The 11,757-nt window shown below is 53.5% G+C and carries 9 protein-coding genes and 1 pseudogene; 9 read left to right on the forward strand and 1 reads right to left on the reverse strand.

Annotated elements, in window-relative coordinates:
- Positions 1 to 166: 166 nt before the first annotated feature.
- A complete protein-coding gene (locus LKH74_RS04095; RefSeq protein ID WP_287788324.1) occupies positions 167 to 2,308 on the reverse strand; it encodes an amidase family protein in 2,142 nt (713 codons plus the stop codon).
- 544 nt (positions 2,309 to 2,852) lie between these two features.
- Between LKH74_RS04095 and LKH74_RS04100 the strand changes: the two genes are divergently transcribed.
- From LKH74_RS04100 to LKH74_RS04135, 9 genes and pseudogenes are all read left to right on the forward strand, one after another.
- Entirely contained in the window at positions 2,853 to 3,614 is a 762-nt protein-coding gene (locus LKH74_RS04100) for a helix-turn-helix transcriptional regulator (protein WP_135367033.1), read from the forward strand.
- Positions 3,615 to 3,790: 176 nt separating this feature from the next.
- Positions 3,791 to 5,944: a lectin-like domain-containing protein gene (locus tag LKH74_RS04105; protein WP_287788325.1), complete on the forward strand. Its 2,154-nt coding sequence runs from the start codon at positions 3,791 to 3,793 to the stop codon at positions 5,942 to 5,944.
- A 163-nt stretch (positions 5,945 to 6,107) separates the two neighbouring features.
- The gene (locus LKH74_RS04110) at positions 6,108 to 6,431 is read left to right on the forward strand and encodes a type II toxin-antitoxin system MqsR family toxin (protein WP_287788327.1); all 324 of its coding nucleotides are present in this window, start codon (positions 6,108 to 6,110) and stop codon (positions 6,429 to 6,431) included.
- Positions 6,432 to 6,445: 14 nt separating this feature from the next.
- Positions 6,446 to 7,453: a helix-turn-helix domain-containing protein gene (locus LKH74_RS04115; RefSeq protein WP_287788328.1), complete on the forward strand. Its 1,008-nt coding sequence runs from the start codon at positions 6,446 to 6,448 to the stop codon at positions 7,451 to 7,453.
- A gap of 75 nt (positions 7,454 to 7,528) precedes the next feature.
- Positions 7,529 to 7,699: an LPXTG cell wall anchor domain-containing protein gene (locus tag LKH74_RS11930; protein ID WP_353845637.1), complete on the forward strand. Its 171-nt coding sequence runs from the start codon at positions 7,529 to 7,531 to the stop codon at positions 7,697 to 7,699.
- A 434-nt stretch (positions 7,700 to 8,133) separates the two neighbouring features.
- Positions 8,134 to 9,321: a Firmicu-CTERM sorting domain-containing protein gene (locus tag LKH74_RS04120; protein WP_287788329.1), complete on the forward strand. Its 1,188-nt coding sequence runs from the start codon at positions 8,134 to 8,136 to the stop codon at positions 9,319 to 9,321.
- Positions 9,322 to 9,384: 63 nt separating this feature from the next.
- The gene (gene xrtG / locus LKH74_RS04125; protein ID WP_135367029.1) at positions 9,385 to 9,984 is read left to right on the forward strand and encodes an exosortase family protein XrtG; all 600 of its coding nucleotides are present in this window, start codon (positions 9,385 to 9,387) and stop codon (positions 9,982 to 9,984) included.
- Positions 9,984 to 11,339, forward strand: a complete 1,356-nt coding sequence (locus LKH74_RS04130; RefSeq protein WP_135367067.1) for a TIGR03111 family XrtG-associated glycosyltransferase — start codon at positions 9,984 to 9,986, stop codon at positions 11,337 to 11,339. The genes xrtG and LKH74_RS04130 overlap by 1 nt, the downstream gene beginning before the upstream one ends.
- A 2-nt stretch (positions 11,340 to 11,341) precedes the next feature.
- Positions 11,342 to 11,704 (forward strand): annotated as a pseudogene (locus LKH74_RS04135) (6-carboxytetrahydropterin synthase); the annotation flags it as partial.
- Positions 11,705 to 11,757 lie beyond the last annotated feature (53 nt).

Consider the following 11,757-nt stretch of genomic DNA (forward strand, 5'->3'; position numbering starts at 1 on the left):
GATTGCGGGAACAAGCGGGAGACGGAGTAACGTTAATCGCTGAGAAGGTAAATCAATTGACTTAGTATTGAAAACGACCGATTCCGGTTAATGGGATTGGTCGTTTTTGTTTGGTTGAAGATAAAAAATACGGCTAAACCGTCAATGGCTTAGCCGTACTGGAAGCTTATTTCCAAGCGATAAATTGCTTATTGGCCGTAATGTAATCACCATTACGCAATTGATAACGCGTCACGTGGCCGGTCTTCACCAGTCGCTTGATCTTCAGCACCCGTCCCGGCTTGATATAGCGTTGCCGTTGCGCGTGCTTGAGGGTTTTGCCCGAATAGGCGTAGATGCCTTGCAGCGTCTTGACCTTGCTGGTCGGGTGTTGGTAGTACAGGGGCGTGACCGCGGCCGCTTTGATGTAGCCGCCACTCACCCGATACCACAGGTGGCCGTGGGCGCGGACCGTGCCGAGCACGTTAAAGACGTGGGCAGCGGACTGCTGGTGTTTGGCGTAAGTCTTGGCGACCTTAGTTCCTGTTAAATTACGGTAGACAATGACCTTTTTCGTCACCAGGACCTTGCGCGGCGTGGTCTTCGTCACTGGCCGAACGGTCGACTTCGTCTGACTAGGTTTTGCCGGCTTGGGAGTCGACGTTGCCGGTTTAGTCGCCGGCTTTTTTTGGGTTTCCGGGGTTTCCGGGGTTGCTGGCGTCGTTGGGGTCGGCGCTTGCCGGTCCTGCAGCAACTTGAACAGATGGTGACTTTCGAAGAGGTCGCCCATCTTGAGCAACAGGTCGTCGCCGCCCTTCGCGGCATTGAACTGAATCCCCAGAGGCATCCCGTTGCGTGGCGAGACGTAGGTCGGCAAGCTGATGGCGGGTTCCCCAGTCAGGTTGGCCTGCTGGGTAAAGGGCGACTTGCTGAGGCCGTGAAGCCAGGCATCGTAAATCAACTGGAGCTGGTCTTCGCTGGTGGGCAACTGGTCAATCTTGGCCAGCTTGGCCTCGTAGGCCGGCAAGACGCTCGGATCACTGTTGGCCGGTGCCGTGGTGGCGGTCGTCGGCGTCAAATACAGCGGGTATTGTTCATGGAAGCGGGCCATTTGATCCTTGGCCTGGGCAATCGTGTCGCGGGCCGCGGCTACTTGGTCGGCGGTCAGGCGTTTGCTGGCTTGGTAGAGGGCCCAGTCCAGGGTGCTGACGTCATTGGTGGTAATGGCGTGGCCCAATTTTGGTGCTGAGGTAATGTTGGCAAAACTACCGGCGCTGGTGTCCAGAAGGTAGTAGGCCTTCATCAAGGCGACGCCATCAGTGGGCACGTTGACCTCTTTAACGGTAAAGCCCTGTGCCTTGAGAAAATTAACGGCCTGGTGGACCGCGTCAACGGCGTCTTGACTCACCGGGGTGCCGACGGGGGACTTGGTGGAGTAGGCGATCGGTGTGTCTTTTAGCTGCGCGGGAACGGCGTTGAGTTTAAAATTGGCATTCTTGAGCCCGGCAAATAGGGCCGCGGTATCCGCCATGGTCTTGGTTTCCACGAAGTTGACCGTTGTGGCAGTGTCGGCAGAACTGTCTCTGCTGATGGCACCTTGGGTGGGTTTCAAACCGATCACGCCGGACCAGGAAGCCGGAATCCGCACGGAACCACCAGCGTCGCTGCCACTGGCTACGGGCGTCATCCCATCGGCGACACTGGCGGTACTGCCGCCGGAAGAGCCACCGGGATTATCAGCCAAGTTCCAGGGGTTGCTGGCAGGACCGTAGAGCTTGGAGTTCGTGATGTTCAGCAGTCCCATTTCGGGAAAATTGGTCTGGCCGATGACGATGAAGCCTTGGGCCTGCAGGTTTTTCACGATAAAACTAGTAGATTTGGTAATGTTGTCACGAGAAGCGAGTAGCCCATTGGTATTGGGCATGCCGGCTATCGTATGGCCCAGACCTTTGATTAGAATCGGCACGCCGAGAAATTTCTGCCCGGTGTCTTGGAGATCCGCGGCCTCTTTGAGCGCGGCGTCTTCGCGGAGCGTGATAACGCTATTCAACCGCGGATTGTCTGCCTTGACCTTGGCGATGGCCTGCTTGACCAATTGCGTGCTGGTCGTCTGGCCGCTGCGGACGGCTTGGGCCAGCTGCAGGGCACTCTGTGTTTCGTAAGCATGTTCACTGATACCAGCTGGTTGCGCGACGGTTGTCGGGACATTAGCGGTAGCGGTGCTGTCTGCGGCGCTGGCTGTAACCGGCAGCAGCGTTCCCAGACTCAAAATGAGTACCAGGGCCAACGTTAACCAGCGTTGACCGTGGCGTGAGGTGTTCTTAACCAATAAAAACAACTTCTTTCATATTATTTTTCCACCAACACCCATTTTACGTGTTTAGAGTATTTATGAAAAGGCTTCCATCTAATTATTTGCTGCGCGAATGATTGGGACCTGAACGCTAGCCAGTGGGGATGCGGGATTTTCACTGGGCATGTCAGTTTTGTGTGGTCCGTCTTGGGGGGGATAGCAAATGGCCAAGCACCGATGTCACCAACGAATCCTGAAGCATTTTGGTTCTGGCGGTCGTGGCGCCACGGGACTAAAACAGAAAACCGCGAGAAGAGACGCTCATTTTCAGCTGAGAAAAAAGTTTTTGGCGTGGCGAGTAAACGGTCGGGGGTGCAATTTAAAGCAAGAGGAGACGCTGGCATTTGAGGAATCGTGGGGCTTACCGGGGTCTGTGCACCGCCGAGCGCCAACCGGTTGCGCTAATCCCTCACATCGGCCGGCTTGGCTAAGGGCTAGGCATTTCCATAGATTTTCAGAAAATTTTTTGATAGGATTGCCTCCAAGCATTGCGCTTAACTATTTTTGGGAGGAATTGCTTGTGGCATCAGATTTACAATACACGCAATATTTAGACTCGATTCGGTCCTACACGGAACAGGACCAACTCACCAAGGCGATGATTTTGATTGGCTACGTGGAGCGGGATTTCATCCGGTTTTACCGTGCGGGGCGCATCGCCGAGGGCCTGAAATTTGCGACGGAAAACCTGGCGCGTTCGCGGGACCTGTTGAACCGGTTGACGCCGGAACAGAAAGTGGCGCAACTCCACGCGCTGGTGGATATTCTCTCGTTTGAGGGCATTCAAAATCACGTGAAAATTTTCAAATTTGTCCAGCTACGCACCCAATATCACCAGCAGTTACTGGCGTTGCCGGTGACGACGGCTAAGTACATTCCTTGGATGAAACGTATCATCGAGGACTTCGGCCAGTTGGCCCAAACGGACGGTCTGGCCTACGCCGACCACCTGGAGTCCACGCTGGACGTGATCTACTACATCAACGCCCACGTGCGCGAAAAGCTGACGGTCAAGCAGGTGTTAACCCACGTGAATCAGCGCTGCAATCCCATTGGCGTGCAGCGGGGCTTTAACGAGGAGATGCACATGTCGATCCGTGATTACATCAACGTCAAGAAGATCCGCGAGGCCCAACGCATCCTGTTGCTGACCACGATGCGGGTCGGCCAGATTGCTCAAGAACTGAATTTTTACGACGCGGCCGATTTTTCCAAACGGTTCAAACGTGAACTCGGGATGACCCCACTGGAATATCGGCAACAGAACAGTGAAGTAGATTAACTTTATTCGCCGACAGCACCCCAGTTGCCGGGGGTTAACGCCAGAATATGCAGTACTTGTATTTTTGGGGGTGACTTGAAAAAATTAAATACAAATTCGCGTTTGGCCCGGCCTTCTCCCGTTATACTCAATACCGATTAGTTGAGTGGATTGAAGTTATGGGGGTAAAAACAGTGATGCAGAGACGAAATTATCGACAGCTATGGTTGTTTTCGGGAGTTGTCTTGTTGGGAATCAGCCTACAGGTAGTTCAGGCTGAGGGGGCAGTTGAGCCCCAAGCGACGACGGATCAGGTTACGGCTACGTCCGTAAAACACGAGTCTCCGGTGGGGGACGACCCGACCACCACTGAAGCGCCGGCCACGCCCCAAGCTACCGATGAGCCAGCCAAGACGCCGGAGGACCAGGTGGTGGCAGAGTCTCCGACACCGGTTGAGGAAGCGACGCCTAACCCACCTGTGCAACCCGCGACGGTGGCGCAACAGGCCGCGACCCAAGTCCCCACCGACGTGACGGTCCGCAAGAATGTGGTGCCGACCGTGACCAAGGCCGTCCAGAAAGTCGGTCAGTCACACGTGGATGCCCAGAATTTCACGGATTACTTTGCGCTGAACGGTGACGCGACCTACGACCAGCAGACCGGGATCGTGACGTTGACGCCGGATGAAAATGATCGAGTCGGTAATTTTTCGCTGAAGAGTAAGATTGATATGAACACCAGCTTTTCGCTAGAAGGTCAGGTGAATTTGGGAGATAAGACGTCTCAGCAAGGCGGCGCAGACGGAATCGGGTTCGCCTTTCATAACGGTAACGTGAGCGATGTCGGCAATGCCGGAGGCAACCTGGGCATTGGTGGCTTGGTCGACGCCTTGGGATTTAAGCTGGATACTTGGCACAACGACGCCGCTCGACCAACGGCTGATCTGCCGGGGGCACAGATCGCTGCGAGTGATTCCAATGGGTTTGGATGGTCGGCCGACCCGGACACGCCGCAGTTTGGCGCCTTTGTGACGACTAATAAGCGCTTGGTCCAAACGGAAAGTCGTCAGTTTCACGACCGGTGGTGGGCGGAAACGGACCAGTCCACCGTCCAAGCCTTGGCCGCTGCCGATTTGGATGGCAAATTCCATGATTTCAGCGTCGATTATGACGGGGACAGTCGGGAGTTGACGATTCGCTATACGCAGGCCGATGGTACGCCACTAGTCTGGCGCAAGACCGTGCCGACAACGGACGAGGCGCTAGCGATGATCGTCAGCGCCTCGACCGGTGGCGCCAAGAATCTGCAGCAGTTCAAGCTCACCCGGTTTGATTATCAGCAGGCGGCGACGGTGAATGTCAAATACGTGGATCTCCAGGACCAGCAAATTGGCCAGGCGGCGGTCACTTATCCGGACGGGCCCACGGTGGGAGCGACTTATGCCACGACGCAACTGACGATTCCCCACTACCGGTTCGTACAGCTGGATACGGGCACCGTCACGGGACAGGCGAGTCTCCCCGCGACGGGCGAGCTGACGCAGCCAGGGGACAACGGGACCGTCGTTTACGTTTACGCACCGGACTATCAGGTCAGCCGACACGTGGTCCACGAAACGATTCATTACGTCGATGAGCAGGGTCAGCCGGTGGCGTCCACTTATCAGGCGCAGCCGATTACCTTTGTGACCATTACCGACCCAACGACTGGGGACCAGCGAATTTACTACACGACTGGCGATGCGGCCCAGCCGACAGTGACGTCGACTGGTGAACCCGTCGATACGGCGACGACCAAATGGACTCCGGGCGCGGCCAGCCAATTTGCGGCCCGCTCCCACCCGACGGTGCCTAATTACACGGTGGTGGCCAACGATGCGCCGGATGGCAGTCTGACGGCGGTGAGTGCCCAGCAGGTGTGGTCGGACAATGCGGACTTGGTGTTCACGGTCGTTTATCGGCCGACGGCAACGGATCCCGAGAAACCGACGGACCCGGACAAGCCGGTGGATCCCGAGCGGCCGGTCGACCCGGATAAGCCGACGAATCCTGAGAAGCCGACAAATCCGGATCAACCAGTCGACCCCGACCAACCAGACACACCAGCAGAATCGGTGACGAAGCCGGAACGACCGTTGGGTGACCGACCGAGTCCTTTTCAGACGACGGACCCCCACACCCCACTGCGGGGCGCCGTGGTTTCCGGCCCCTTTAGCACCGAAACACCAACCAGCACGGTTACACAGTTGCCGCAGACTGGTGAACAGGCGACCAGTTGGGCCCAGTGGTTGGGCGCAATCTGTCTTCTGGTCTTAGGCGGGGGTGGTCTGCGTTGGTGGCGCCGACACTAAATGACAGTGAACCAGTAGAATAGACAAAACCTCAATGTGATCGGGACCTTTAAGGGGTCTCAATCACATTTTTTTAATGGGTGAATCAATTGGAATCGAATGTTTTGCTACAATTTTGTAGCAATGCTATAATCCATCTATCAATAGATGATGGGGGAAGTAAATGGGGGACATGCGGTCGCAGGCAGCACGGATTTTCTTAAGGCAGTTTAAACGGGCACTGGTTCGTGGTGATTGGGAAATCGTGCAACGACGCGTAAAGTACGCGCAGATTACGGAAATGTCACCAACAATAATTAAGCAAGTTTTGTTGAGTTTGACACCAGATAATTATGTGAAGGGTCCAGAGGTGGACCGGGACCGCCGGGGAGAATATCTTTGGGTATTCTTTAAAGATGATGCCACGATTGCCAATCTGTATATTAAATTGAAAATCGTAGACGGGCACGCCAAGGTGATTTCGTTTCACCGTTCGTTATTTAATTGAAAGGAGTGAGCCCAATGACTTTTGAAATTCGAGAAGTTGAAGAGACCTACCGGGTCCGGGGGGAGCAGATCAAAGTCATGGCACCAGCCAAGTTTGATTCAGATACACAGCAACAGGTCTTTGATGAAAAGCTGGATGACGCTGCCATCAATCAAGCGCTTGATATTTATCGGCGCGACAATCAGATGATCACAGTTGAACGGATTAAGCAGCTTCGTCAACGCCTGGGCCTCAGTCAACGTGACTTTGCGGCGTTATTGAGCTGGAGCCCGACGACCGTCGCTACCTATGAAACTGGGGCGTTGCCGTCGTTGGCCAATAATAGTCGCTTGCTGGCGTTAGAAAATAATCCGCTGCTGGCCAATGAATTATTGGCTCACACGAGTCGACCACTGTCGAAAAGCGGTCGACTAGCTTTACAGCAACATTTAACAGACCACGCAACGGTCGATGCGCGGCAGCTCCTGACGTCCGGGGTGGCGTTATTGTTCAAGTCAGTCGCTTACACGGCTGATGCCGGTTACGTGGCGTTTGATCAGGAAAAATTTACGAACATGGTGCTTTTCTTCGCCAAACAATTGCCGCGACTGACTCCCGCAATCCTCAATCAACTGCTGTTCTACACGGATTTTACGCACTTTTGGCGAAACACGGTGGCCGTCAGCGGCGTCGCTTACGTGCGGTCGGCAGTTGGTCCGGTTCCCGATAATTACGGCCTGTTGTACGGGGTGATTGTGGCAACCGGCCAACTGAAAGCACGGGAAGTCTCGATTGATGGGGGGATTCAATCGCATCTGGTAGCCCAGGAAAATCCTGATCTAACGGTGTTTACCGCGAGTGAACAGACGGCCTTACAGGAGACAGCGCGGTACTTTGCCAAGCTGAGTAATCACCAGATTCTTGAACTGGCGCAAACCGAAGCCAGCCAACTGTCAATGCAAGTGGGCCAGCGGATTTCCTATGAGTTAGCCGATAAGCTCGTCAGTCCTGAACAGTCCGACTGGGCTTCGCTCGATGAATAACCGTGTGGCTTGAGAAACGTGGCCAATGGTCAAGTACAGATGCTGCCAATCTGTGCTTAGTCCAAACGAGGAGCCGTGGTTTTTAGCACCGAAACGCCGACCAGCACGACTACACAGTTGCCGCAGACTGGTGAACGGGCGACCAGTTGGGCCCAGTGGTTGGGCGCGGTCTGCCTCCTAGTCTTAGGCGGGGGGTGGCCTGCGTTGGTGGCGCCGACACTAAATGACAGTGAATCAGTAGAATAGACGGCAAAACGGTCAGACCATTAACGTGGTTTGGCCGTTTTTTAGTCTTAGCGGGAAATGACCAATTTGAATCTCTAATAGGAAAGCTTATCGTAAGCTTAAAATTTGCAGGAATTTTTCACGCGCTTTCTTCCCGACAAAATGTGACGTGAAAAGTTCGCTACCGGCGACAAAACCTAGTACAATGGAGGTGGTTAAGGGCCGTCATGGTGACGCCTGGGTGGGATGAGCCCCAGCCATTAAGCCAGGGGTTACCGAACGATTAGAAACTATATGTTGTATAAAAATGTTAGCTTGCTTAATGGACAATGATGGCATAGTATAGCGGTAGATGAAACATTTGATAGTTGCACAGGTAGCAGCCGGTTTAGATAACAGGCTGTTTTGCCTTCTTGGAGGGAGGATTTGACCTCATGAAGTTGTGGAAGTTAATGATGACAGGTGTAGTTGCGTTAGGACTAGCTGGCGCAGCGACCGTGAGCGCGACACCGGTGACGGCCCACGCGAGCGATAACATCACGATTGATGGAAAGTTTTCGGATTGGAAAGGTGCCGACCTGACGATTGGCTATAGCGGAGCCTTGGCTGCCGAGAGTAAGGGGCAGTATCTAGATGTCTATATCAGGATGCAGAACGGGGCAGTACCTGGTTATGGCGATTATCATATTAAAGTTGATGGGAAAACCTTTCATGTGTGGACTGGCGATGATTTAAGCGTCAATAAGGGTGAGACCAAGTCATTTAATTTAACAGGTGGCGCGAATGATAATGGGCATGAGTACGGAACCGTTGGGTCTGGATACGTTGGCGTTGAGGGGGCTCATCAAAGTGGTGAATTTCGAATTGACCTCAGTAAGTTTGGCCTGACCGATTCGGCTAACGGCAAAAAAGTGACGATCTCTAATCCTAGCATTGCTGCTGACGGCGCAACCGCAACGATTGATGACATTAGTGACGCCAACCAAAGTGGGACTTCTGGTGTTATCGATGGTAAGGCCGACAGCAGTTCTAAAGCGACAACCACTACGGATACTAATGCCAGCAATGATAACGATAACCTGAATATCACGATTGACGGGAAGTTTGCGGACTGGAAAGGGGTCACCTTAACAAGTGGCAATAATGGATATACGGCCATGGTTAGCGACGGCGACAAGGTGTACGTCTATGTCCGAATGATAAAGGGAAATGGGCAGGTACCCGGCTATGGTGATTATAATTTTGATTTCAATGGTAAAAAGATCTATATCTGGTCGAAGGACATGCCCAGTTCCACAGTTAGTTCAGGAAGTGCTAAGGCGGTAACGTTCACTGGCGGTGACTGGAATGAAGGGAATCAGTACGGGACCGTTGGAAATGGCTACGTTTCTAGCAATAGTAATGGCGAACCGATTGCCGAATTTCAAATCGACCTCAGTAAGCTCAATCTATCGAGCATGACTGGTCAGACCATCACGATGTACAACCCCAACATTGGAAATGAAAAGGTCACCGTCGCCGGTGGGTCCACCGGCCCCTACGTCATCTCTGGCATTGGTCTGGGCATTGCTGGTCTGGGTTACTGGCGGTTACGCAAGTCCGGTAAGCTGAAGCGTCGCGAGCATAAAACAGCGGGCAAGTAACTCAGTAATGGCCAATCGTTGGCCCCGTAACGTTCGGTAAGTTAATTAATAGGACTGGTGCGAATGAAAATAAGTATCCTGATTGGGACGGTGGTGTGGTTGTACGCGCTATCGGTATTGAAACGAGCTCGGCTGTCTGCCTACTTCTTTATTGTGGGGAGTGCCGGACTCTTCTTTATCCTGTCAGCCATCAGTCGGCCGTACTGGGTCTGGTTCTTCACCCACGCCGTCATCCATGGTGTCGCGTTATTTCACGACCTGACGGGGTGGTGTACCATCATGTACAACACCGGGCTGGTCTACATCACCAACGGCGCCAATCCGGTCATCATGTCGATCGATTACGAGTGTTCGGGCATCATTGAGACCTGCGCGTTTGTGGCGCTGGTGGTCTTCTTTCCGATGTATCAACGCAAGGAAAAGGTCTTCTACGCGCTGTTTGGTTTGGTTTACATCTACGCTATCAACGTGATTCGCCTGTGTCTGGTGATTATCATCGTGCACTTCGGGGGTGGGCAGACCTTCTTCATTGCCCACTCAATCGTCGGTCGGCTGGTCTTTTATGTTTTGGTGATTGCCTTGTACTACAACGTCTTTACCTATTCACAGTTGGCGCACGGTATTTATCGGGAGTTCATCGATTGGAGGCAAGATAAACTTTGATGTACTGGATTAATTTAGCATTGACCCGCATGGGGTTCTGGATCACCTGGGCGTTGATTCCCATCGTGGTGGAAATTATTCCAGCCATCGTCTCGACCATCAAGCTGATGCGGATTCATCTGCATGAGCCGAAGTTGACGCCGCCGGGCAAATGGCCGTGGGTCACCATCATCGTGCCGGTGTACAATTCGGAGGATACCTTATTCGAGTGCATCCGTTCGATCAACAATCAGACCTACCCCAAGAGCGCCATGCAAGTGGTCCTGGCTAACAATCAAAGTACTGACAATAGCTTTGGCGCCTACGCCCGGGCGCAAAACACCTTTCCCGAGCTGATCTTGCGCTACGTCAACACAGACAAGGGGAAGGCGCGGGCGCTCAATACCGCCATTTATGAAAGTATCGGCATCTACGTCATCAACATTGACAGTGACGGCCTGTTAGAGAAGAATGCCGTCAAGAACATGGTCCTACGCTTTGAAAATGACAGCAGCATCGCTGCCATGACGGGCGCCATTTTACCCAAGCGAGAAATGGTCGAAAACGTCAAGGGATTCTGGCACAAGATGCTGGCCAAAAATGAGTACTACGAATACGCCCAGGCCTTCCTGTCGGGGCGGACGATCGAGTCGTCCAAAGACCAGCTATTTACCATGTCGGGGGCCTTTTCCGCCTTTCGTCGCGAGGTCTTGATGGAGACCTTTCTCTATGACATTGACACGATTGGCGAGGACACCGACATGACCTTTCAGATTCGCACCCGGCTGGGCAAGAAGGTCGTCATCTGTGCCGACGCCATCTTCTACGTCGAGCCAATCTCGGGCTTTTCCGAGCTCTACACCCAGCGACAGCGCTGGCAACGCGGGGAGTTGGAGGTCACCGAAAGCTATATGTCGCAGACCGCGAGTTTGAAGCGGTTCTTCAAGAACTTCTTGGTGCGGCGGATGATCATCGACCACACCTTCACGTTTCCGCGGATGATCTGGACGTTTGCCAGCTTTGTCCTGGTGGCCTTCGGGTATGCGCCGTTGATCTTGATCCTGTCGTATGCCCTGATCTACGTGCTCTACGTATTCGTGGCCATCGTGAACTTCGCCAGTGTTTGCGTGATTCTGCGCAAGTACCCGGATGAGCAGCGGTTTTATTCTCATCTGTGGTGGGTGACCCTACTGTTGCCGCTGTACATGTTTGTCAATTCGTGGATTCGGCTGATCGGCATCATCAACGCCATGACCACCCAGGCCACCTGGCACATGCGGGGCGTCGGCGAGGAATTTCACCGCATCACGGCGGTGTTACGCGACGACGTGGAAACGATTCAAGAACAACGGCGCCGGGACCGGAAAGGAAAATGAGGATGCAAAAACAACGCACTTACAAGATTAAATCATACGTCAATGCCAGCCACGCGGTCCGCTGGAAGTCAGGGACCGGCAAGAAGCACAATCATACCTGGGAAATCGTGTGTGAACTGCACGTGTTCGAGGGGATGGTTTCCTTCTTTGATATTGAAAAGTCGTTGAATAAGGCCATCGATGCCTTGTCCGGAAAATACTTGAATGACCTGCCAGAATTCAAGGTGATCAACCCCACCGTGGAAAACGTCACGGAATACCTCTTCAATCAAATTGACGGCATCCTGCGGCAAAATAACGCGGTGCTCCTGCGTATCGAAGTCAGTGATTCGCCGACCCGGTCGTATTGCATCGATATCACGGAGCGGCAGTTCCCGACTCAAGAGGAAGTCCTCGCCCAACAGGCTCAAGGTGACGC

Origin of the sequence: Levilactobacillus sp. (assembly GCF_022646225.1) — a bacterium.
Taxonomy (GTDB): domain Bacteria; phylum Bacillota; class Bacilli; order Lactobacillales; family Lactobacillaceae; genus Levilactobacillus; species Levilactobacillus suantsaiihabitans.

What these genes read in the sequence shown, in the direction of transcription:
- xrtG (WP_135367029.1), top strand. Translation starts at nt 9,385, where the DNA reads ATGAAAATAAGTATCCTGATTGGGACGGTGGTGTGGTTGTACGCGCTA.
- LKH74_RS04115 (WP_287788328.1), top strand. Translation starts at nt 6,446, where the DNA reads ATGACTTTTGAAATTCGAGAAGTTGAAGAGACCTACCGGGTCCGGGGG.
- LKH74_RS04110 (WP_287788327.1), top strand. Translation starts at nt 6,108, where the DNA reads ATGGGGGACATGCGGTCGCAGGCAGCACGGATTTTCTTAAGGCAGTTT.
- LKH74_RS04130 (WP_135367067.1), top strand. Translation starts at nt 9,984, where the DNA reads ATGTACTGGATTAATTTAGCATTGACCCGCATGGGGTTCTGGATCACC.
- LKH74_RS04120 (WP_287788329.1), top strand. Translation starts at nt 8,134, where the DNA reads ATGACAGGTGTAGTTGCGTTAGGACTAGCTGGCGCAGCGACCGTGAGC.
- LKH74_RS04105 (WP_287788325.1), top strand. Translation starts at nt 3,791, where the DNA reads ATGCAGAGACGAAATTATCGACAGCTATGGTTGTTTTCGGGAGTTGTC.